This is a genomic window from Microbacterium sp. TPU 3598 (genome assembly GCF_002356155.1).
Lineage (GTDB): Bacteria > Actinomycetota > Actinomycetes > Actinomycetales > Microbacteriaceae > Microbacterium > Microbacterium maritypicum_A.
Genome location: NZ_AP017975.1, coordinates 1702210 through 1723459, shown reverse-complemented (window position 1 = coordinate 1723459; position 21250 = coordinate 1702210). Strand labels below are relative to the sequence as shown.

Here is a 21250-nt window from a genome sequence, read left to right as displayed (position 1 = left end):
AGCATCATGCTGAGAGCGAACACGCGCCACGAGGGCGCGCGACCATGCTGCGACAGAGATCCTAGGATGGAGGCATGACGCTTCCCGTGCTCTCGCACACCACCGCTCAGTTCCCCGGAAGCGCTGCAGATGCCGCAGTGCTCGTCGTCGCCGCTCTCCCTGATTCGGCGGATTCACTGGCCGGTTATCCCGGCCTCGCCGATGCGTTGGCCGGTATCGGCTTCACCGGCTCCGCAGGATCGTTCGCGCGCGTGTACGCCCCGGAGGTAACGTCGTTGCCGCTGGCCGTCGTCGGCGTCGGCAACGCGCCTGACCCCGCTGCGGTGCGCAATGCGACCGGGACAGCGCTGCGCACCCTCGCCGGTTTCGAGCACGTCGCCATCGCCCTCGCCGACGGCCTGGAGTCCTTCGCCGCGCCGGCAGCAGAAGGCGCGGTGCTCGGCGGACACAAATTCGACGGGTACCGGACGGAGAAGGGCAAGGCTCGCGCCACCAGGATCACCCTGCACGCCGCCCTCGACGACGAGGACGCCGAGCATGCTCAGGTCCTCGGCGACGCCGTCGCCCTCGTCAAGGACCTCGTGAACGTTCCCGCCGAGTGGCAGAGCCCTGCCCAGCTCGCCCAGAGCGCCGCCGACAGCGTCGCCGACCTCGACGTCACGGTCGAGATCCTCGACGAGAAAGACCTCGCCGAGCAGGGCTTCGGCGGCATCCTCGGCGTGGGGCAGGGCTCCGACCGCCCCCCGCGCCTGGTCCGCCTCGACTACTCCCCCGCCGACGCATCGCGACACATCGCGCTGGTCGGCAAGGGCATCACCTTCGACACCGGCGGGCTGTCGCTGAAGCCCGCTGCATCGATGGTCGGCATGAAGTTCGACATGGCCGGCGCAGCGACATCTCTCGCCGCGATCCGCGCGATCGCGACTCTCGGGCTCCCTGTCCACGTGACGGCCTGGCTCTGCATCACCGACAACATGCCCTCGGGCCGCGCTCTGCGCCCCGGGGACGTCATCCGCATCCTCGACGGCACCACGGTGGAGGTGCAGAACACCGACGCTGAGGGCCGCCTCGTCCTGGCGGACGGTCTGGTCGCCGCGAGCCGAGAGAATCCCGACGTCATCATCGACGTGGCGACCCTCACGGGTGCCATCGTCGCCGCGCTCGGCCACCGGCACACCGGTGTCTTCGGCGACGTCGAGACGGTCTCCGCGTTCATCTCCGCGACCGCACAGGTCGACGAACCGGCCTGGCACATGCCGCTGCCGGAGTACATGGAGGAGTCGCTCGAGTCCCCCATCGCCGATCTCCAGAACGCCAACATGGGCGACCGGATGGGCGGTGCCTCCTATGCCGGCCTGTTCCTGCGCCGGTTCGTCGGGCGCACGTCGGAGGCCGAGGACGCCCCGCGCATCCCCTGGGTGCACCTCGACATCGCGGGCTCCGGCGAACACGCCGGCGCCCCGTACGGCTTCACCGAGAAGGGCCCCACAGGGGCGATGGTCCGATCGATCGTCGCCTTCGCCGAAGCATCCCACACGGAGGCATGACATATGACAACCCACACCTTCGACATCGTCGTCCTGGGCGGCGGAAGCGGCGGCTATGCCGCTGCATTGCGCGCGAGTGAGCTCGGCAAGTCCGTCGCGTTGATCGAGAAGGACAAGGTCGGCGGCACCTGCCTGCACCGCGGCTGCATCCCGACCAAGGCACTCCTGCATGCGGCCGAGGTCGCCGAGCATGTGCGCGATGCCGCGTCGGTCGGTGTGACGGCGTCCCTGGAAGGCATCGACCCCGTCGGCGTCCGCACGTATCGCGAGGGCATCGTCGCCAAGAAGTTCAAGGGTCTCGAAGGTCTCGTCAAAGCTCGCGGCATCACCACCGTCACCGGGCTCGGTCGACTGAATCCAGACCGCAGCATCAGCGTCGGCGATGACATCTACGTCGGTGCGGACGTCGTGCTCGCGACCGGTTCGTACAGCCGATCGCTCCCCGGCCTCGAGATCGGCGGACGGATCCTCACCAGCGAGCAGGCGCTTGCTCTGGATGTCGTCCCCGACCGCGTCCTGATCCTCGGCGGTGGTGTCATCGGCGTCGAGTTCGCGAGCGTCTGGCGCTCCTTCGGCTCCGAGGTCACCATCATCGAAGCGCTGCCGCACCTCGTCCCGAACGAGGACATCGCGCTCAGCAAGGGCCTGGAGAGGGCATTCCGCCGCCGTGGCATCCAGTACTCCCTCGGGACCCGCTTCCAGACGGCCACGCAGGACGACTCGTCCGTCACGGTCACGCTCGAGGACGGCAAGGAGTTCACGGCCGACTACCTGCTCGTCGCCGTCGGACGCGGGCCGGCGACGGCCGACCTCGGCTTCGCAGAGGCCGGTGTCACTCTGGACCGCGGCTTCGTGATCGTCGACGACGACCTGCGCACCGGGGTCCCAGGGCTCTGGGCCGTCGGCGACATCGTCCCCGGCCTCCAGCTCGCGCACCGCGGATTCCAGCAGGGCATCGCCGTCGCCGAACGGATCGCCGGCCTCTCCCCCGTCAACGTTCCCGATCTGCAGATCCCCAAGGTCACCTATTCCAGCCCCGAGGTCGCGTCGGTCGGAGTGACCGAGGAAGCCGCCGCTGCTGAACACGGCGCGGACGCGATCGTCGCCTACGAGTACAACCTCGCCGGGAACGGCAAGAGCGAGATCATCGGAACGGGTGGTCTCGTGAAGGTCGTCCGCCTCAAAGACGGCCCCGTCATCGGTGTGCACCTGCTCGGCGACCGTGTCGGCGAGCTCATCACCGAGGGGCAGCTCGCCGTCGCCTGGGAGGCGCACCCGGAGGACATCGCTCCTCTGATCCACGCACACCCGACCCAGAGCGAGGCACTCGGCGAGGCCTTCCTCGCCCTGGCCGGCAAGCCCCTGCACGCCCTCTGAGCACCAACCGGTGCCCGAGTCACTAAGCTAGACAAGCGTCATACAACTTCCTGAAGGAGACTCAGTCATGAGCACATCCGTCGTCCTCCCCGCTCTCGGCGAGAGCGTCACAGAGGGTACGGTCACCCGCTGGCTCAAGCAGGTGGGAGACACCGTGCAGGCGGACGAGGGCCTGCTCGAGATCTCGACCGACAAGGTCGACACCGAGATCCCCTCCCCCGTCAGCGGCGTGATCGAGGAGATCCTCGTGGCCGAGGACGAGACCGTCGAGGTCGGCGCGCTCCTCGCGCGCATCGGCGATGGCAGCGCCGCGGCTCCGGCCGCAGATGCTCCCGCCGCCGCACCCGCTGCGGAAGAAGCGCCAGCCGAGGCATCTCCCGCTGCCGAAGAGACCCCGGCTGCAGAGGCTCCGACCCCCGCCGCAGAAGCACCGGCGCCCGCCGCTGAGTCCGCACCTGCCGCACCCGCCGGCGATGCGACAGACATCGTGCTTCCCGAACTGGGCGAGAGCGTCACCGAGGGAACCGTCACCCGCTGGCTGAAGCAGGTCGGCGACACCATCGCCGTCGACGAGGCCCTTCTGGAGATCTCCACCGACAAGGTCGACACCGAGATCCCGTCGCCGGTCGCCGGCGTACTGCAGGAGATCGTGGCCGGCGAGGACGAGACCGTCGCGGTCGGCGCTGTGCTCGCACGTGTCGGTTCCGGAGCAGCGCCCGCTGCCGAGGCACCTGCTGCTCCGGCACCCGCCGCTGCTCCGGCACCTGCCGCTGCACCCGCCGCTGCTGCTCCGGCGCCTGCCGCTGCTCCGGCACCTGCCGCTGCACCGGCCCCGGCTGCTCCGGCACCCGCTGCTGCTCCGGCCCCTGCCGCCGCTCAGCCCGCATCGAAGCTCGCGCTCCCCACCGAGAACGACAACCTCTATGTGACCCCGCTCGTGCGCCGACTGGCGTCGCAGCAGGGCGTGGATCTGGCTTCCGTCACCGGAACCGGTGTGGGCGGTCGCATCCGCAAGGAAGACGTGCTGAAGGCCGCGGAGACCGCGAAGTCGGCGCCCGCTGCGGCAGCGGCGGCCCCTGCTCCGCTCGAGGTGTCGCCTCTTCGTGGGACGACCCAGCCGATGTCGCGTCTGCGCAAGGTCCTCGCCAAGCGCGCTGTCGAGTCGATGCAGCAGACGGCACAGTTGACCACGGTCGTCGAGGTCGATGTCACGGCCCTCGCCGAGTACCGCGACAGCGTGAAGGCGTCGTTCCTCGAGAAGACGGGCGACAAGCTCTCCTTCCTGCCGTTCTTCGCTCTCGCCACGGCCGAGGCCCTGCAGGCGTTCCCGATCGTCAACGCGACGGTCGACGGTGAGAACATCGTCTACCCGGCCAGCGAGAACGTCTCGATCGCGGTCGACACCGAGCGGGGCCTGCTGACGCCGGTACTGCGTGACGCGGCGTCGAAGAACATCGCCCAGATCGCCCACGAGATCGCCGATCTTGCGGCACGGACCCGCGACAACAAGCTGAAGCCCGACGAGCTGGCCGGTGGAACGTTCACGCTGACCAACACCGGTTCGCGTGGTGCCCTGTTCGACACGCCGGTCGTGTTCTTGCCGCAGTCGGCGATCCTGGGCACCGGAACGGTCGTCAAGCGTCCGGGTCTCGTGAAGGTCGGAGGCACCGACGCGATCGCTGTCCGGTCGTACGTGTACCTCGCTCTCTCCTATGACCACCGCATCATCGACGGTGCAGACGCCGCCCGCTTCCTGGGCGCCGTGAAGGCGCGACTCGAGTCGGCACAGTTCGCCGCTCAGCTCGGCGCCTGACGGGCGAAGAGTCATCCTGGCTGGTCCGCGACGTCGTAGACGTCGCGGACCAGCCATTTCTCTCCTGTGCGGATGAGCACGACGATCGTCTGATCCGAACCCTCGTCTTCCTCCCCACCCTCTTCCCCCTCCGCGCCTCCCTCCCGACCTGCCGATGCGAGGCGCACCACCGCGACGTCGCCGTATTCATCCACCAGTTCCGCGGCCGAGGGCGGCAGCCCGTCGAGGGCCTTCATCACTCGCGCGGCGTCGCCGGACACCGCGTCTGCGCACGAGGTGTCTCCCGCGGCCCGACAATCCGCGATCGCGCGGAGGAGCGATGAGGCTGCCGCCACGGGATCGATGCCCGCGGCCGACTCCTCGGGCTCTGAGCCCTCGGGGGCTGAGTCCTCAGGGTCGGAGTCCTCGCTCTCTTCCGGGGCACCGATCACGGAAGGCGAGGCCGCCGGAGACGCATCTTCGGGCGACGACGATGCCCGCGCCTGACCACTGCCACCAGACAGGTCAGCGCCCTTACCCGACGCTTCTCCCTCCGGCAGCAGCAGTCCGCCGGCAAGCACAAGCGCCGCAGCCGCGCCCGCGACGAGCAGGGAACGTCGACGCAGCTTCCCGGTCTCAGCGGATCGCCCACGGCGTACGCTCCGGCGACCGGTTCGCGAAGCCTGCGTTCCTCTCATGCGATCCACACGCGCAAGAACCTCGCCGATCGATGAGCGCATCGCATCGCCGATCGCCTCCCGCGCGCGGCTTCCGCGACGCGACCCCCTGCTCGGAGTCCGGTCCGCGCGCAGACGTCGCCCCCCTTCGTGAAGGCCAGAGACGTGCGGAACGACGGCACGGGCGACGTCCCGCGCTCGTTCCGCAGCATGGATCTCGCGTTCGAGCGGCTGCGGCGCGGCGACGTCGAGCATCGACTGCTCCCACGCCTCGGTGAGCCTGCGGGGCAGACGCGGCTGGGCGATGACCTTCCGCAGGGCCTCCTCGATCGCACCGGTCGCGCGTCTGAGCACTTTGTCCGAACTGCGCTCCGCCAGCTGTTCCAGGATCTCCACGGTCCCCGCCCTCGCGTCCGTGCCGTCCCCCAGCACGAACACCGGTCGCCCGCCATCCGTCAGCCACCATGCCCCCGTGCGCATGCCGTCGATGCCCTCTCCCAACTCGTCGAGTCCCCGCAGGAGACTGACGACGAGAGTGGTGGTTTCGCCCGGCGTGATGCCCCCTCCTCCCACCGAACGGCGGCCCAGGAAGCTGCACACACGCTCGATGCACCACGGAAGCAACACGTCGTGCCCTCCCTGGCGCCGGACGACATCGATCGGCGCAGCGATGTGTTCGGCGCCGGAGAAACCCCATCCCACCCACCCGCCGAGCGCCGCCGCGTCCACTCTCACGGCGACGCCGTCCCCGTTCGTGACGAGAGTGCCGGGGAAGGGCCCCTCCGTCGCATCGAGCGTTCTCACCACGCGATGCGCGCCCGGTACGAGCGGCCCGCCCCGGCCGTCGTCGATCGCGATGTCTTCCATTGCTCCATCACAGCGCAGACCTCAGCCCGATCCCGGTGCCCGGGGGTGATCGCGACGGATTCCGCCGAATCCTCTGATGTGCAGGAGTGGTGGCGCCGGTCCCCTCCGCTTCGCGCGAACGCCGACATCAGGAGGCTCCGGGACTCGGTAGGCTGGTCCTCATGGCAAAGCGTGCTCCTGAACCCGAAAAGCGTCCTGGGTTCTTCTCCCAGATCAAGTCCCTCTTCCGGTTCACACGTGAGGCATACTCCTGGTTGCCGTGGGCGCAGGCTGCCATCCTCATCGGCGGCGTGCTGCTCGGCCTCGTCGCCGGCTATCTCATCCCGCCCTTCCAGATCTGGACGCTCGTCCTCTGGGGGATCACCGGTCTCATGCTCGGCATCCTCGGTGCCCTGTTCCTGATGACGCGCCTCTCGACCTCCGCCATGTACAGCAAGATCGACGGCATGCCCGGCGCCACCGGACACGTGCTCAGCACGAGCCTCGGGCGCAGCTGGCAGGCATCCGAGACTCCCGTCGGCATCAACCCGAAGACCCAGGAGGCTGTGTACCGCACCATCGGGCGCGGAGGCATCGTCATCGTCGGTGAAGGTGCACGCGGCCGATTGACGCGTCTCGTCAACGAGGAGCGCAGCAAGGCACAGCGTGTCGCGCACGGCGTCCCGGTCACCGTCCTCTACGTCGGTCACGGCGACGACGAGGTGGCGATCGCCGATCTCTCGAAGACGATCAAGAAGCTCCCGAAGGCGATCGACAAGGCCACGATGGCCGCCGTCATCCGCCGCGTGGACTCCGTCTCCCAGTCGCTGTCATCGCTGCCGATCCCGAAGGGCATCGACCCGACCAAGGTGCGCTCCCAGCGTCCTCGTTGACTCTCCGCACCTCAGAAGCACCGAGCGCGGCCATCCTCCTGCGAGGGTGGCCGCGCTCTCTTTCACTCGGAGAGAGGCTGTCGCGGCAGCCTGCGGACTTTGGCGCGCCGACGACGACGCTCAGGAACCATGGAGCGCATCTCGTCGAGCTTGCCGAAGCAGAACAGCCGGTCATCGGCTTCCAGGACGACGTGCTTGCGCGGGTTGGGAATGACACTGACTCCTCGGTGCAGCGTGAGGACCGTGATGTCGCGTTCCCAGAGCCCGGCCTCCCCCAGGGTCTTCCCGACGAGGTCGACCGCGCCGTGGACCATCAGCTCGGCGACGCCATAGCCCGTCGAGACGGTGAGACGCTGACGCACGTCGATCTCGGGGAAGGCGACCTGACCGGCGATGTAGTCGATGATGGCGCCGGCGACGTCGAGCTTGGTGGCCGTCTCGATGCCCTGCAGCCCGGGTGAGGAGTTGACCTCCATGACGAGCGGGCCGTCGTCCCCCTCGAGCATGTCGACACCGGCCACACGCAGGCCCATGATCTGGGCCGAGCGCACGGCCGCACGCTCATAGACCGGATCGAGCTCGATGGCCTCGACCGATCCGCCACGGTGCACGTTGGATCGGAACTCGTCACCGGCGGCCGATCGTCGCATCGCCGCGACGACACGGTCGCCGACGACCAGCGCCCGGATGTCGCGACCGCGGCTCTCCGAGATGAACTTCTGGATGAGCACGTTCTGCTTGGTGGAGTGCAGGGTCTCGATGATGGCCTCGGCGACCTTCACCTGAGGGGCGAGGATGACCCCGATCCCCTGTGTACCTTCCAGGAGCTTGATCACGACCGGAGCCCCGCCCACGCGCTCGATCGCCGGACGGACGTCGGCGCGGTTGCGCACGAACGCGGTCGGCGGCATCGCGATGTTGTGGCGCGAGAGGATCTGGTTCGCTCGCAGCTTGTCACGTGCGCTCGAGATCCCGTTCGCCGTGTTCGGCGTGTAGACGTCCATCTGCTCGAACTGGCGCACGACGGCCGTGCCGAAGTACGTGATCGAGTTCCCGATGCGCGGGAGGATCGCGTCGTAGTCGCTGAGCTGGCGACCCCGATAATGCAGGTCCGGTTCCTCGGCGGTGAGATCGATCGCGAAGCGCAGAGTGTTGAGCACCTTGACGTTGTGTCCGCGTTGAAGCGCGGCTGCACGCAGCCGCTGGGTGGAGTACGCCTGCGGCGCGCGGGAGAGCACTGCGATCTTCACGGGGGATTTTTCCTGCCAGGATGTATCAGGTGAGTAGGACTACCCCCCATTCAAACACCCTTACGGGGTGGCGAGAATGGGTGAGCCTGCCCGATCTCGGAGTGGACTGGCTGAAGGCCAAGATCGACACGGGTGCGCGCACGTCGTCTCTGCATGCTTTCGACATCGTGGAGTTCGAACAGGACGAGCAGCCGTGGGTGCGGTTCAAGGTCAAGCCCTGGCAGGACAGCCAGGAGGACGCGGTCGTCGTCGAATGCCCGATCCATGATCGTCGTGCGGTGCGGAGCTCGTCCGGGCACGCCCAGGAACGCCTCGTGGTCGAGCTGCTGATCCGGCTGGTGGACCGCGAGGTGCTGGCGGAGGTCACCCTGAGCAACCGCGACGAGATGGGCTTCCGGATGCTCATCGGCCGGGAGGCGCTGCGCCGCGGCTACGTGGTCGACCCCGCCCGCTCGTTCCTCGGCGGACGAGCCCCGCGCGAAGCACGTCGGCGCAACCGCGGGCGAGACTGACGGCAGCCCCCGCAGGTCAGGTGCGGATCAGAACCGTGCCGACGGCCTTGTCGTGAAGACCGCGCTGATCGGCATCCCAGATCACCGCAGGCACGACGACCACGAGCAGAAGCGTGCGGACGATCGGACGCCACAGACCGACCCAGCTCCCGTCCATGCGAGCAAGACGCATGCCGAGGATACGGTGTCCCGGGCTGCCGCCGGCGGTCGGGATGAAGACGATCTGCAACACGGCGAACACCAGCATCGGAGCGAACTGGCTCAGGCCGGCTTCCGTCGGCAGTGCGAACTGGTTGAATCCGAGGAATCCGGTCGCGATGATCGTCGCCGCGGTGTAGTCGATCAGGAGCGCTCCGATGCGGCGTCCGGGACGGGCGATGCTCCCGGAGCCGGATTCGGGGAGTCCGAGTCGTTCACCGGGGTACGTGTTCACAGCATCCGTCACTCCCCCAGCCTACCGAGCGCGAAATGCCGCTCTGACGCCCTCGCGCCTGTAACACGCCCGAAACAAAGCGGATACCGTAGAGAAATCCCCCGTCCGTACTCTGCAGAGTGGCCGTGAAGCCATCGATCCGCATTACAGGAGTCGTACATGTTCAAAGATTCGTCCGAGGTACTGAGCTACATCAAGGAGAACGACGTCAAGTTCCTTGACATCCGTTTCACCGATCTCCCGGGTGTTCAGCAGCACTTCAACATTCCTGCATCGACGGTCGACGAGGCTTTCTTCACCGACGGCCAGCTGTTCGACGGCTCGTCGATCCGCGGCTTCGCGAGCATCCACGAGTCCGACATGCAGCTCATCCCCGACGTCACGACGGCGTACGTCGACCCGTTCCGCGAGGCGAGCACGCTCGTCATGCTGTTCGACATCTACAACCCGCGCACCGGCGAGATCTACTCGAAGGACCCGCGTCAGGTCGCCAAGAAGGCCGAGAAGTACCTGACCTCGACCGGCATCGCCGACACCGCCTTCTTCGCCCCCGAGGCCGAGTTCTACATCTTCGACGACGTCCGCTACAACGTCACGTCCAACTCCAGCTTCTACAGCGTCGACTCGGAAGAGGGCGCCTGGAACACCGGTCGCGAGGAAGAGGGCGGAAACCTCGGCAACAAGACCCCGTACAAGGGTGGGTACTTCCCGGTCAGCCCGGTCGACAAGACAGCCGACCTGCGTGATGACATCACCCTCAAGCTGATCGACGCCGGGTTCATCCTCGAGCGCTCGCACCACGAGGTCGGCACCGGCGGCCAGCAGGAGATCAACTACCGCTTCGACACGATGGTGCACGCGGCGGACGACATCCTCAAGTTCAAGTACATCGTCAAGAACACCGCCGAGGAGTGGGGCAAGGTCGCGACCTTCATGCCCAAGCCCCTCTACGGTGACAACGGCTCGGGCATGCACACCCACCAGTCGCTGTGGAGCGACGGCAAGCCGCTGTTCTACGACGAGGCCGGCTACGGTCAGCTCAGCGACATCGCGCGCTGGTACATCGGTGGCATCCTGGCGCACGCGCCGGCCCTGCTCGCCTTCACCAACCCGACCCTGAACAGCTACCACCGCCTGGTCAAGGGCTTCGAGGCTCCGGTGAACCTGGTCTACTCGGCCGGAAACCGCTCCGCCGCGATCCGCATCCCGATCACGGGCTCGAACCCCAAGGCAAAGCGCATCGAGTTCCGTGCCCCCGACGCCTCCGGCAACCCGTACCTCGCCTTCGCCGCGCAGCTGATGGCAGGACTCGACGGCATCAAGAACCGCATCGAGCCGCACGAGCCGGTCGACAAGGACCTCTACGAGCTTCCGCCCGAGGAGGCCAAGGACATCCCGCAGGTTCCGAACTCCCTGCTCGACTCGCTCGACGCGCTGGCGGCCGACCACCAGTTCCTCCTCGAGGGCGGCGTGTTCACCAAGGAGCTCATCGAGACCTGGATCTCCTACAAGTACGAGAACGAGATCCTGCCGATGGCGCAGCGTCCGCACCCGTTCGAGTACGAGCTGTACTTCGGCGTGTAGCCAAATTCCGCTGGTTTCCTGCACGAAGTCCGCAGGAAGTCCGCAGAACTTCACGAAAAGCCCGTCTCAGCATCTAGCGGAGGCGGGCTTTTCGCCAATCTGCGGAGGGCGCGGAGACCGCTCGCCCGGTACTCTGACCCGATGCGGATGACAATCGGCAACGATGAGGGCGAACAGGTCGTCGAGTTCCCACGTCCGGGCGCTACCGTGCGATTCGCCGTGGGTTCCCCTCAAGCGCATGGCTTGCCGTGGCGCGTGTGGGCAAGCCCGAACTCCCGCGACGTCTATCTGATGGTTCGCTCGTCGCTGACGGCGAGCAAATGGTCCTTCCATGCGTCGGGCGACTGGCGGCTCCAGCACCTACCAGAGCACGTGGAGCCGCGAGGTCTGGAACGAATTGTCGATAGTTGGACACGGCCCGCGCCGGACGAGCACGGGCTAGTGCATGCGATCAGCATTCGCACACCCACTGACGGTCTTGCGCGAAACAGCACCTTCCCTGTGAAGGGCAATGACGTGAGGTGGATTGCTCCCGCCCCGCCGGGGCACTTCGTGGGCGTTCACCTTGTGATCCTCGCCGTCACCGACCATCGTGTGCACTTCACGAACGGGACCTACATTCCCGCGGTGATACCGCTGATCGACGAGACAGTCGCAATGCTCGTCGTCAGTAGCCATCCCTTTGAAGAGGTCGACGTCGCCGCCCACCAGGACGCCCGCTCTCGGGCCGCTTCTATCGCGCCTCCAGGTTCGTCCACTGATCCGGATGCGCGGATAACCCTCTACGGGCACGACGACGACGGCAAACGGTTCGTTTGGGACACCCGGCTCTAACGTGGCGCGCGCACAGACGTGTCCGCCTGCCTGTCCGCTAACACGGCGCTGACCGCAGAACGAGACGACTCATCCTTGTCGGGCCACATGTGTCCGTACGTGTCGAGAGTGGTCTTCGCTGACGCGTGACGCAGCCGCGCTTGGACGGTCTTGATATCCAGGCCCGCGGCGATCAGCAGACTCGCGAAGTAGTGACGCAGGTCGTGGCTCCGGAAGCCTTCGGGGAGTCCGCCGACCGTCTCTCGAGCGGCCTTGAACGCCGTCTCGATCGTGTACGGCGCAACAGAGCGCCCGAAAGCACCGACGACGATCGTGACACGCCCCCACTTCACTGAGTTCGCATTGAGCATGAGAGCGAGCTCGTGAGGAATCGGGATCGCAGTCTTCGAGATCTCGGTCTTCAGTTCATCCGCCGGGTACTGGACCGCAGGGGTGATGATGCCGCGCATGAAGTCGACGTCAACAGTGCGTAACGCGGCGATCTCTGCGACGCGCAGGCCGGCAAAAGCGCCGAGCAGTGCAACCGGCCGGAAATGCTCTGGCAGGGCGTCGTGGGGTGCCCACACCTGTGCGGTTCGCGACGCTCTCGGCACCACCGGTCACCGCAGCTCAGGAATACGGCTTCACGATCGCGACGAGCTCAGACGAAGTGATCGACCTGGCCGACGAGGGAGCATCCGCCGCCTGGCGATCCGCACGCAGCGCCTGGCACGCGATCGCCCCGATCGTCAGCATACGGATCGCAATGTCATCAACCTTCGACGTCAGCCCGACCCGCGCGGAAGCTCGAGCGGCCGCGTTCCCACGCACTCTCCGCGACTCAGAGACCAACTACTCGATCTGTTTCGCAGAGAGCGACAACTGGTCCCTCGAGCGCGGCTACTACGTCGAAGGCAAGACCGTCGGCCACCTCGACTGGTTCGTACTCGCCGCCGGCGGCCTCCGCCTCAACACCCCGGATGAGGTCCGAGCGAAGCTCGACGCCCGAGGAATCAACACCCTCGCCGCATCCGGCGACCCCCAGCCCGGAGAGATGCCCACCGACCCCATGGCCTACACCTACCCGACGAGCAGCTAACTCTCTGCACGTCCCACCAGACGCGCCGGCGACCTCGGTTGGTAAGCCGGCGCCCAACGCTGCGGGGATTCGGGCACACACACAACGTGACCCGCAGCACAAGAGGGGTCCCAGAGTCACGCACTGGGACCCCTCACTCCCGCTGAGGCGTGGATAGTCTGATCGAATGGTCACCTCCCTCTGCGCGTTCTGCAACAAGCACAGCCACTTCTCGTACAGGTGGGGCAACATCCTGAAGCACGAGATATGGGTTGCTGAGACCTGCAATTCCTGCGAAGCGCTGCGTATCGTGAGAATCGGGATCCCCTGGGACTTGAACGGGTCCTACTCCCCAGGTTCCGACTACCACGAGATCAGGCGGCTCAGGGACATCATCTCCGGAGGCGACGTCTGGCCGCGGAGAGGCGAATCGCCGAGCGTCGACGATGTACCACCACACATCGCGAGAGCCGCTCAGGAGGCGTACTCGAGCGCCAGCGTAGGAAACCACATGGCGGCAATCCTTATGGCACGCACCGTCATTGAAGCGACCGCGAAGCACCAGGGACACACGACCGGAACGCTCGCGGCGAAGATCAACAGTCTGCGAGACGCAGGCGACATCCGCCCCGCGGTCGCCGAGCAGGCACACGAGGTCCGCTTCGCCGGCAACGACATGGCGCACGGAGACATCGACGTCCAGCCCGACGACACTGATGCCGAAGAGATCCTCGTCCTGATGGGTGAGGTGCTCAACGAAGTATTCCAGAGCCCCGCGCGGCTCAAGCGAATCCGCAACAAGCGCACGGCGACATAGAGCAGCGAGCCATCGCATCCACGGATCGCGAAAAATCCAGGGATCGCCCGAGACTGCCAGCCTCCCGCACGGTCCTGGCACCCCTCTCCGCGGGTAAAAACGACGCATGGGGGAATTGGAAAGATCGATGACTCGCGGTGCTCCGAAGCCAGGGAGGCACGTGCCATACTTTGACCATGACTGACCTCAACGACCCGATGGCGGGCCTGCAAGGCCTATACGAGCAGTATGCGAGTTCGGTTCATCTCGCCCAGGTCGCGCACGCTCAGCCCGTCAGCTATTGGGCCCCGGCGCCGCCGCCGCTGACTCTCGCGTCTCACCAGTAGGGAACGCTATGGGCACCTGGAACGAGTTGCTCAACGAGCTCAGTCGATTGGGCGGCCCGGCTCGCGACGAATGGTTCACCTCGAAACTCGACGAGGCCATTGCTACGCTCGCGCAGATCCGTGATCGAAACGTTCTAGTCTATTTCTCGTCTTTCCTTCAGAAGGGCGACGTACCTCCCGGGCACATCATCATGATGCCCGAAGACGTGAACGGTTTCATGGCAGCGTTCCACGGGATGGACAAGACCAAGGGTCTTACTGTGCTCATGCACACCCCCGGCGGAGCGACGATGGCTGTACAGAGCCTGGTTGAGTACACACGATCGATGTTCAACGACGTCGAAGTAATCGTCCCCGCATTCGCGATGTCCGCGGGAACGATGTACGCCCTCGCCTCCGATCGCATCATCCTCGGCCGACAGAGTCAGCTGGGACCGATCGACCCACAGCTATCGATCGCCGGACGTCAGCACTCTGCGCGTTCAATCGTTGAACAGTTCGATCAAGCGCGCCGTGAAATCGTCGGTGACGCCAGCGCTGGCACGCCAGCCGACCCTTTCGCCGCCAACCTGTGGGCGCCGATTCTCGGTTCCTTCGCCCCGTCCCTCCTGCAGTTCGCTAACGACCAGCTGGATTTCTCGGAGTCGATGGTTGCCGGGTGGCTTGAGCGATACATGTTCGCTGGCGATACGGGGAAGGCGGTTGCCGTCGCAAACTTCTTCAATGACGCCTCTCAGCACAAAAGCCATGACAAGCGAATCGGCGTCGATGAGGCGCGAGCACAAGGACTCACGGTAGAGCTCCTCGAGGACAATCAGGCACTGCAAGAGGCAGCACTAACCCTGTACCACATCCTTACGATCCTCGTCGAACAAACGCCGACGACAAAGCTGATCTCCGCCGGCGGGGGACGCAATTGGGTCAAGAGTTGGACCGGGGTGCAAACCAGCTAGGTCCGTGCTCCAGTGAAGCCACATCGGCTCGGACCCACCCGGTCCGCAGAACACCCGCAAACGACCGTGGTTCGCCACTGCGTGACATCATCATTTCTGCCAGATTCCGCGGAACTCACCACTGTTCATCTCCCACCACTACGGCGTGTGGAGTACGAGCTGTACTTCGGCGTCTGGCCGGATGACGCGGAAGTCCGGGGCCTGAGCCCGCGGGGATCCGCAGAGTTCGAGAGAGCCCGCCCAGTATTGCGCTGAGGCGGGCTCTTTCGTGCGTGCGCACCGGATTTCGAAGTGCACATCGTCCACGGGCGGCGCTCACACAGAAACAGGCTCGGCTGCTGATCCTGTCGACGCGTTCTCGGCGGTTCCGGAACGAGATAGAGGCCGCTGGGTGAGTTTGCCGTGAATGCGAGCGCCTCGGTCCACGCACGGCTGATCGACGGCTGGCGACTCCCGGAGAACTTGAACACGAGCGCACTGCCGGGATGAATCCACACGGTGGTCCGCCCGCCTCCGACGGACTGGTCCTCGCGCCACGTGAACGCGAAGGGCTCCCCCCGGCGCAGCTTCGTCGACATCACCAGTTGCAGATGCAGGAGGGCGCGGTCCTCGAGCTCGACCTTCGGTCCACCCTCGTAGATGAACTTTCCCACCTCAGTGTCCTCCGTTCTCGATTCGTCGTGCGTCGTCCGCGCAATGTGCGGCCGCGTTCTGGTCCGGACCTCGACTGTCGAGGCTCGCTCTGAGTTCGGCGTTCTCGTCTTCGAGGCCGATCACCTTGCCGATGCCGGCGAGGTTGACACCGTCCGTCTGCAGAGTCGAGATCCGCCGCATGCGGTCAATGTCGTCCTCGCTGTATCGCCGTGTGCCGCCCTCGGTGCGCGCGGGGACGACGAGTCCTTTGCGCTCGTAGAGCCGCAGGGTCGCCGGGGGTAGATCGAGAAGCTCGGCAGCGATGCCCATCGTGTACACCGGTCGACTGGGTGGTGTCGTGGTCATGAAGAAAATTCTGCTCTGCGGTATTGCATTTCGTCAACTACTGGGTGTACAAAATATGCATCAACTGATCCACATCTCTCCGGGTTGCAGTACCGACCCCCTTCGGTGCCGCGACGGTAGGCGACGAAAGGTATGGAGGTGATATCCCGTGAAGGCGAGCTGCCTGATCGACGACACACTGTCGGCGTTCGCCGATATCGTCTACGCGGATGCGGAGCTAGTCCAGGCGGAGTTCGAGCAGATCGTGTCCGACCTGATCTCGGTCTCGACGTGCACGAGGACCGCTCCCCCTGCGGATGGCGAGAACTCCCCCGGGGTGTGGCGTCCCACGGCATCCGCCGAGTCCTCGCGGCGGGCCCGAGAGCTCCCCGAGAGGAGGGTCCGCGCACCTCCACCGGCCGCGGCCGTCGAGGCCGCACTGGTCACCCCTCATCGGACGGCTTGTGATGCCGTCATTCATCGGAAGGAGAAACCCTCATCATGTCGATGTCATTCGATCCGTTCAGCCAGCTCGACCGAATCGCGCAGAGCGTGTTCGACACCAGCCGGCAGCCCCGTCTGATGCCCGTGGACCTCTTCCGGGAAGGCGACCGATACGTCCTCAACGCCGACCTTCCCGGGGTCGATCCGGGGTCTGTCGATGTGGACGTCGATGGTCACCTCCTCACGATCCGCGCGGAACGGACGGAGGCGAACCGTGATAACTCCCGCTGGCTGGCACAGGAGCGTCCCTTCGGTTCGTACGTCCGCCGTTTCACCATCGGAGACGACGTCGATGCCCAGGGCATCAGCGCGACATACGACAACGGTGTGCTCAGCGTCGTGATCCCGATCGCCGAACGCGCTAAGCCGCGCAAGATCCAGGTCGAATCGATGGGCGCACACGGCGCCAAGGCCGTCACCGCCTGATCCGAGCTGATCACCGGTGGTCAGCGGCCGAGCTGACGCACCACAAACACTGCGAGAGCCCGCCCCTGGCACCTTTTCGGGGCGGGCTCTCCCCGGCGGTCGAGGCTGGTGGTCATCTGACCTCCTCTCGAAGTACCGGCATCGTCCGTGGTCTACAGGGCTTCGGGACGCGGAGCGACCCAGGTTCCGTCGAGTACCGAAGGGCGCGGACGATACAGCCGCAGCGTGTAGTTCCATCCCGGCATGATGGGCAGCGGATTCGTGCGGCCGCCGGGGTCAGCGCCGAAGTGGATCGTGATAGCCCCGTCATCGTCGGCGGTGGCGGTCAGGCTGTTGATGCTGTTCACGCCGAGCGCGTTGGCCTCGAAGAAGCCTGCGGCGTTGTAGAGCGAGACCGACCAGAACGCATCGACAGGGACGTTGTCCAGCCGAAGGCGGTAGTCGGCGACGGGCAGATTCTCGTCGACGCTGATGTACGTCGCCTCGTACTCGGGTAGACCACCCCATCCGCCGGCGGCGCCGAGGAGATGCATGACGGGATCCACCTCTTCCTGCCGCCCGAACGCACGATCGTACGTCGAGACACCGCGACCGAGCGTGAGCAACGCATTGCGTGTCTCACTGTGCGACGACTCGTCGTATTCAGGGAGGGGGAACGCCCCCGAGCCTCCGTCCACGACTCGGAGCGTGTCCTGCAGGCGTTTGACCTCGGCCACATCGGTGGGGTCGTTGGGGTCGACCAGGATACGGATCAGGACCGCCGCGTAGTCGGTACCGACCGCGTCTCGGGTGAGCAGGTGGTCGCCCGGTTCGCTCAGCAGGTACGCGGCATAGTGATCCTGATTCACGACGAAGGCGGAGATGTAGCGGCCGTCCGTCTCGGGCAGCGTAAGAGTGACCCCCTCACGCACGTCGACGATGGCGCTGCTGTAGAGGGTGTCGCGGTTCTGCCGGATGATCGGTTGATCGTCGAGAGACTTCAGCCCTCGCGTGTGGCTCCACGTTCCGAGTCCGGCTCCCGTGACGAGGCGCGAGAACATGAGGTCGGACTCCGCCCGCGTGAAATTGCCGAGGTTCACCTTGGTGGCGGACATGACGTTCCTTCCTGGTATGGCTCGGCGAGCATCAGGCGAGGGCCTTGGCTTTCAGCACGTCGAATTCCTGTGCGCTGATCGCGCCGGAGTCGCGGAGCGCCTGGGCTGCGGTGATCTCCTCGGTGGGCGTCTTTCCGGCCACTTGACGGATGTAGGACGCTGTCGCGTCCTCTGCCTCGCGGGCGGCCCTGCTGCTCCGCTCGGCCATCCCCTGTCCGCGGGCGATCAGGTAGACGAGAACGGTGAGGAACGGGAGGAAGATCAGGAAGATGACCCAGACCGCCTTCCACCATCCGCTGAGACCACGGTCGCGGAACAGGTCGCCGATGATCGCGAACAGAGCGAACAGGTAGCCGATGAAGACGGTCGCCCACAGCATCCAGCCGAGCGTTTCCCAGAAGAGCATGTCTGTTGAATTCCGATCTCCGCGGAGCACTCGTGAGAGTCGCGGGGTCATGTCGAAGGTCCGGGGCCGTGTCCGGACGCCGTCCGGAAGCACAGGCTTCGCTGCGAGTCTGGCCATTCGCCGGCAACGCGGGCGCGCATGTCATCCTCGCCGGATGAGTTCGGCATCATCCTCGATCCACGGTGATTCCACGCCGATATCGTTGTCCCGTGATCGATGCCGTCCGCGAGGCCCTGTCTCCCAGCGATCCGGCACTCGCCCGCGCGGCGCTGCGCCGGAACTGGCTCCGACTCATCCTCGAATCCCGCACCCGAGATCTCGAGCAGCTCTGCCTCGCCCACCCTGAGCCGCACGACCCGCACGTCCTCCTCATCCGTGCCTGCTGCCGCGACCTCCTCGGCGATTCGCACGGTGCCACGTTCCTTCGTGGCCAAGGAATGCGCATCGCGGACGACGACTTCGTGGTCTGCTTCACCGAGCTCCTCCTCGCTGCCGACACCCCGACGAAGGCCACGATCGCCGATCGCGCTCGGGAAGCTCTGACCGAATGCGGGCCCGACGACGACTACCCCTCGGCGCTCTTCCTCCTCGGTTGGACGGAGGTGCGCCTCCGACGTGATCTCTCCGGGGCCATCGGCCTCCTGCGCTCGGCCTCAGACGAGGCCCGCTTGCGCGGGCGGCCGGAGACCTATCGCCTCGCCCAGTCCAATCTCGCCTTCGCCTTGACCCACGCCGGTCTCTTCACCGATGCCGAGCAGACGCTCGATGCGCTTCCCGTCTCGTCCTCGCCGTCGGACTGGGACATCCTCGAGGGCGGGCTCCCCCAGGCGAACCGCGGCACCATCGCATACTGGCGAGGCGACTACGACGATGCGATCCCCCACCTCGAACAGGTCGTGGACGAAGGCGGCCCCGGCAACAACTTCGAAGCCCTCGCCCGGCTGTACCTGGTCATGAGCATCATCGCGCTCAGGCGAAAAGACCGATACTTCGCCGCGGCCGGCCTGCTCCACGGGGTGAGCAAGGACGATAAGCACGGCATCCCCTGGGATACGCTGCGCCGCGTGATCTCCGCTCTGCTCGCGCACGCAGAGGGACACGACGACCGCGCTCGAACCATCGCGGCGCCGGTACTCGCCCGCCCCGGTGCCGCCGTCGCCCACGCGGTGCTCGCGGAGCTCTATCGTGTCCTCGAAGAACCCGCGTCGGCTGCGCAGGCGCTGCGGCTGGCGACATCAGGCGCGCTACCCCGCTACGCGCGGGCGAGCACGCTCGTCACTGCAGCGGCCCTGCGCTCCCTCGCAGGGCATGGAGCGGACGCGCACGAACAGCTCGACAGAGCTCTCGAATCCGCAGCCCCCGAGCGGATCCTCACTCCATTCCTCTCGGACGATCCGCTCATCGACGATCTCCTGATCGCCCATGCCCACCGCGGATCCCGCCACGATGAGTTCCTCGGAACGATTCTCGAACGACGCGGAGAGCTGGCCCGACGACGGACGGGCATCTTCACCCCGCGCGAGAGCGAAGTCCTCGCATACCTGCGCACGACGATGACCGCCGAGGAGATCTCCACGCGTCTGGGGGTCGCCTATCCCACCGTCAAGACCCACATCAGCTCCATCTATCGCAAGCTCGGCGTCACCTCGCGTCGGGAGGCCGTCCTCAACGTCGACGCGAGGTCAGGAATCAGACATCGCCACGCCGCGCCACCGGCTTGACCGCGCGGGATCCAGGGTGATCAACTGGTGAGTCTGACCATCGACCGGGGGAATCATGCGCCGTAGAAGAGTGACCGCGAACACCGAGCTGCGCGCGTCGGCGGAGCCGCGTTCATCGCAGCCGTCGAATGCGGTCGCCGCATACGCCAGGACCAACCCATTCATGTTCGGCCTGCTGGGCGCCCTCGGAGTCCTCGTGGCGCTGGGGATCGGCAGCATCGTCGGGCAGCTCGCGACCGTGCTCGTCTACATCGGCGTCGCCGTGTTCCTCGCACTCGGGCTCGATCCGATCGTCACCTTCATCGAGAAGAAGCTCCCCCGCCCCGCGGCCGTCACCATCGTGGTCGCCGCGGTCATCCTGGCGTTCGCCGGCGTCATCCTCGCGATCGTCCCGCTGCTCGTCGAGCAGATCAGCAACCTGATCAAAGACGGACCGCAGATGATCAAGGACTTCATGGCCAGCGACTGGTTCAAGGACGTCAGCGGTCAGTTCGGCTCGACGATCGACGACGCCGTGCAGGGCATCCTCGGCTTCGTGCAGGACCCCAACAACTTCCTCGACATCGGGGGTGGTGTGTTCGCCGTGGGCGCGGGTATCGCCGGCGGCTTCACCGGGATCACGATCGTCCTGATCCTGACCCTGTACTTCATGGCGTCCCTGCGCAGCATGAAGCACGTGGCCGCCCGCTTCGTGCCCGCCTACCAGCGCGACACCTTCAGCGGCCTCCTCGAAGACGTCTCCGGCGCCGTGGGCCGCTACGTCATCGGCCAGGTGAGCCTCGCACTCATCAACGGCATCCTGAGCCTCATCTTCCTCAGCATCATCGGCGCCCCGGTTCCGGCCCTGCTCGCCCTGATCGCCTTCATCGGCTCGATGATCCCGCTGGTCGGCACGCTGACCGCGTCGATCATCAACTCGCTGATCTGCCTGTTCGTCTCTCCGCTGACCGCGCTGATCGCGATCATCTACTACCTCATCTACATGCAGATCGAGGCATACGTGCTTTCGCCGCGCATCATGAGCAAGGCCGTCGCCGTGCCGGGTGCGCTCGTCGTGATCGCCGCGGTGGCCGGCGCCGCGCTGGGCGGCATCCTGGGCGCCCTGGTCGCGATCCCCGTGGCCGCGAGCATCATCATCATCATCCAGAAGGTGACGTTCCCCGCGCAGGACCGCAAGATCGTCCCCCCACCCATCACCCGCTGACACGGGGACGGGACGGGGC

At 66.2% G+C, this 21250-nt stretch carries 21 protein-coding genes and 1 pseudogene; 14 read left to right on the top strand and 8 right to left on the bottom strand.

Features of this window, described 5'->3' with window-relative positions; translation table 11 throughout:
* The first annotated feature begins 74 nt into the window (after positions 1–74).
* The 3 genes from MST3598_RS08180 (at position 75) to sucB (ending at position 4737) form a co-directional block, all read left to right on the top strand.
* Complete coding sequence (locus MST3598_RS08180; RefSeq protein ID WP_029259305.1) at positions 75–1547, top strand: leucyl aminopeptidase; 1473 nt, start codon at positions 75–77, stop codon at positions 1545–1547.
* Between the two features lie 3 nt (positions 1548–1550).
* Positions 1551–2924 (top strand): dihydrolipoyl dehydrogenase, encoded by a 1374-nt coding sequence (gene lpdA / locus MST3598_RS08175; protein ID WP_029259306.1) that lies wholly within the window; start codon positions 1551–1553, stop codon positions 2922–2924.
* A 67-nt stretch (positions 2925–2991) separates the two neighbouring features.
* The gene (gene sucB, locus MST3598_RS08170; RefSeq protein WP_096359526.1) at positions 2992–4737 is read left to right on the top strand and encodes a 2-oxoglutarate dehydrogenase, E2 component, dihydrolipoamide succinyltransferase; all 1746 of its coding nucleotides are present in this window, start codon (positions 2992–2994) and stop codon (positions 4735–4737) included.
* A gap of 11 nt (positions 4738–4748) precedes the next feature.
* On the opposite strand, the gene MST3598_RS08165 is transcribed toward sucB, so the two are convergent.
* On the bottom strand, positions 4749–6260 hold the full coding sequence (locus MST3598_RS08165; protein WP_029260309.1) for a hypothetical protein: 1512 nt from the start codon (positions 6258–6260) through the stop codon (positions 4749–4751).
* Between the two features lie 161 nt (positions 6261–6421).
* On the opposite strand from MST3598_RS08165, the gene MST3598_RS08160 reads away from it, so the two are divergent.
* A complete protein-coding gene (locus MST3598_RS08160; protein WP_021200699.1) occupies positions 6422–7132 on the top strand; it encodes a DUF4191 domain-containing protein in 711 nt (236 codons plus the stop codon).
* Positions 7133–7194: 62 nt separating this feature from the next.
* Here the strand turns inward: MST3598_RS08160 and MST3598_RS08155 are convergent, their stop codons facing one another.
* A complete protein-coding gene (locus MST3598_RS08155) occupies positions 7195–8382 on the bottom strand; it encodes a RimK family alpha-L-glutamate ligase (protein ID WP_017830470.1) in 1188 nt (395 codons plus the stop codon).
* Between the two features lie 20 nt (positions 8383–8402).
* On the opposite strand from MST3598_RS08155, the gene MST3598_RS08150 reads away from it, so the two are divergent.
* Positions 8403–8894 carry an ATP-dependent zinc protease family protein gene (locus MST3598_RS08150; RefSeq protein ID WP_029260308.1) on the top strand — a complete coding sequence of 164 codons (492 nt, stop codon included), beginning with the start codon at positions 8403–8405 and terminating at the stop codon, positions 8892–8894.
* A gap of 16 nt (positions 8895–8910) precedes the next feature.
* Here MST3598_RS08150 and MST3598_RS08145 read toward each other — a convergent pair whose 3' ends face one another.
* Complete coding sequence (locus tag MST3598_RS08145) at positions 8911–9339, bottom strand: RDD family protein (protein ID WP_029260307.1); 429 nt, start codon at positions 9337–9339, stop codon at positions 8911–8913.
* Between the two features lie 147 nt (positions 9340–9486).
* On the opposite strand from MST3598_RS08145, the gene glnA reads away from it, so the two are divergent.
* The gene (glnA, locus tag MST3598_RS08140) at positions 9487–10911 is read left to right on the top strand and encodes a type I glutamate--ammonia ligase (RefSeq protein WP_021200702.1); all 1425 of its coding nucleotides are present in this window, start codon (positions 9487–9489) and stop codon (positions 10909–10911) included.
* Positions 10912–11052: 141 nt separating this feature from the next.
* Complete coding sequence (locus MST3598_RS08135) at positions 11053–11745, top strand: hypothetical protein (protein WP_096359524.1); 693 nt, start codon at positions 11053–11055, stop codon at positions 11743–11745.
* Here MST3598_RS08135 and MST3598_RS08130 read toward each other — a convergent pair.
* Positions 11742–12311 carry a site-specific integrase gene (locus MST3598_RS08130; protein ID WP_231924914.1) on the bottom strand — a complete coding sequence of 190 codons (570 nt, stop codon included), beginning with the start codon at positions 12309–12311 and terminating at the stop codon, positions 11742–11744. The genes MST3598_RS08135 and MST3598_RS08130 overlap by 4 nt on opposite strands.
* Between MST3598_RS08130 and MST3598_RS08125 the strand changes: the two genes are divergently transcribed.
* The 4 genes from MST3598_RS08125 (at position 12302) to MST3598_RS08115 (ending at position 14898) form a co-directional block, all read left to right on the top strand.
* Entirely contained in the window at positions 12302–12823 is a 522-nt protein-coding gene (locus MST3598_RS08125; protein ID WP_136053517.1) for a hypothetical protein, read from the top strand. The two genes, MST3598_RS08130 and MST3598_RS08125, sit on opposite strands and share 10 nt — an antisense overlap.
* A 166-nt stretch (positions 12824–12989) precedes the next feature.
* A complete protein-coding gene (locus tag MST3598_RS08120) occupies positions 12990–13619 on the top strand; it encodes a DUF4145 domain-containing protein (RefSeq protein WP_096359518.1) in 630 nt (209 codons plus the stop codon).
* Positions 13620–13795: 176 nt separating this feature from the next.
* A complete protein-coding gene (locus tag MST3598_RS18385; protein WP_157749862.1) occupies positions 13796–13945 on the top strand; it encodes a hypothetical protein in 150 nt (49 codons plus the stop codon).
* Between the two features lie 8 nt (positions 13946–13953).
* Positions 13954–14898 carry an SDH family Clp fold serine proteinase gene (locus tag MST3598_RS08115; protein WP_096359516.1) on the top strand — a complete coding sequence of 315 codons (945 nt, stop codon included), beginning with the start codon at positions 13954–13956 and terminating at the stop codon, positions 14896–14898.
* A gap of 362 nt (positions 14899–15260) precedes the next feature.
* Here MST3598_RS08115 and MST3598_RS18655 read toward each other — a convergent pair.
* Positions 15261–15551, bottom strand: a pseudogene (locus MST3598_RS18655) (DUF7882 family protein); the annotation flags it as partial.
* 1 nt (position 15552) lies between these two features.
* Positions 15553–15897, bottom strand: coding sequence for a MerR family transcriptional regulator (locus tag MST3598_RS08105; protein ID WP_051671197.1), 345 nt, complete (start codon positions 15895–15897; stop codon positions 15553–15555).
* Positions 15898–16377: 480 nt separating this feature from the next.
* On the opposite strand from MST3598_RS08105, the gene MST3598_RS08095 reads away from it, so the two are divergent.
* Positions 16378–16806, top strand: coding sequence for an Hsp20/alpha crystallin family protein (locus tag MST3598_RS08095; protein WP_029260280.1), 429 nt, complete (start codon positions 16378–16380; stop codon positions 16804–16806).
* A gap of 152 nt (positions 16807–16958) precedes the next feature.
* Here the strand turns inward: MST3598_RS08095 and MST3598_RS08090 are convergent, their stop codons facing one another.
* Together MST3598_RS08090 and MST3598_RS08085 are read right to left on the bottom strand one after the other, a co-directional pair.
* On the bottom strand, positions 16959–17900 hold the full coding sequence (locus tag MST3598_RS08090; RefSeq protein ID WP_029260279.1) for a DUF1214 domain-containing protein: 942 nt from the start codon (positions 17898–17900) through the stop codon (positions 16959–16961).
* A 31-nt stretch (positions 17901–17931) separates the two neighbouring features.
* Positions 17932–18306: a PLDc N-terminal domain-containing protein gene (locus tag MST3598_RS08085; protein ID WP_029260278.1), complete on the bottom strand. Its 375-nt coding sequence runs from the start codon at positions 18304–18306 to the stop codon at positions 17932–17934.
* Positions 18307–18515: 209 nt separating this feature from the next.
* Here MST3598_RS08085 and MST3598_RS08080 point away from each other — a divergent pair, with 209 nt between their 5' ends.
* The gene (locus tag MST3598_RS08080) at positions 18516–20027 is read left to right on the top strand and encodes a helix-turn-helix transcriptional regulator (protein ID WP_051671196.1); all 1512 of its coding nucleotides are present in this window, start codon (positions 18516–18518) and stop codon (positions 20025–20027) included.
* Positions 20028–20097: 70 nt separating this feature from the next.
* Positions 20098–21231, top strand: a complete 1134-nt coding sequence (locus MST3598_RS08075; RefSeq protein WP_231479814.1) for an AI-2E family transporter — start codon at positions 20098–20100, stop codon at positions 21229–21231.
* Positions 21232–21250: the final 19 nt, after the last annotated feature.

Excerpts from the sequence above, each read along its gene's own strand:
- MST3598_RS08180 (WP_029259305.1), top strand. The coding sequence starts at position 75 with ATGACGCTTCCCGTGCTCTCGCACACCACCGCTCAGTTCCCCGGAAGC.
- lpdA (WP_029259306.1), top strand. The coding sequence starts at position 1,551 with ATGACAACCCACACCTTCGACATCGTCGTCCTGGGCGGCGGAAGCGGC.
- sucB (WP_096359526.1), top strand. The coding sequence starts at position 2,992 with ATGAGCACATCCGTCGTCCTCCCCGCTCTCGGCGAGAGCGTCACAGAG.
- MST3598_RS08165 (WP_029260309.1), bottom strand. The coding sequence starts at position 6,260 with ATGGAAGACATCGCGATCGACGACGGCCGGGGCGGGCCGCTCGTACCG.
- MST3598_RS08160 (WP_021200699.1), top strand. The coding sequence starts at position 6,422 with ATGGCAAAGCGTGCTCCTGAACCCGAAAAGCGTCCTGGGTTCTTCTCC.
- MST3598_RS08150 (WP_029260308.1), top strand. The coding sequence starts at position 8,403 with ATGTATCAGGTGAGTAGGACTACCCCCCATTCAAACACCCTTACGGGG.
- glnA (WP_021200702.1), top strand. The coding sequence starts at position 9,487 with ATGTTCAAAGATTCGTCCGAGGTACTGAGCTACATCAAGGAGAACGAC.
- MST3598_RS08135 (WP_096359524.1), top strand. The coding sequence starts at position 11,053 with ATGCGGATGACAATCGGCAACGATGAGGGCGAACAGGTCGTCGAGTTC.
- MST3598_RS08120 (WP_096359518.1), top strand. The coding sequence starts at position 12,990 with ATGGTCACCTCCCTCTGCGCGTTCTGCAACAAGCACAGCCACTTCTCG.
- MST3598_RS18385 (WP_157749862.1), top strand. The coding sequence starts at position 13,796 with ATGACTGACCTCAACGACCCGATGGCGGGCCTGCAAGGCCTATACGAG.
- MST3598_RS08115 (WP_096359516.1), top strand. The coding sequence starts at position 13,954 with ATGGGCACCTGGAACGAGTTGCTCAACGAGCTCAGTCGATTGGGCGGC.
- MST3598_RS08105 (WP_051671197.1), bottom strand. The coding sequence starts at position 15,897 with ATGACCACGACACCACCCAGTCGACCGGTGTACACGATGGGCATCGCT.
- MST3598_RS08095 (WP_029260280.1), top strand. The coding sequence starts at position 16,378 with ATGTCGATGTCATTCGATCCGTTCAGCCAGCTCGACCGAATCGCGCAG.
- MST3598_RS08090 (WP_029260279.1), bottom strand. The coding sequence starts at position 17,900 with ATGTCCGCCACCAAGGTGAACCTCGGCAATTTCACGCGGGCGGAGTCC.
- MST3598_RS08085 (WP_029260278.1), bottom strand. The coding sequence starts at position 18,306 with ATGCTCTTCTGGGAAACGCTCGGCTGGATGCTGTGGGCGACCGTCTTC.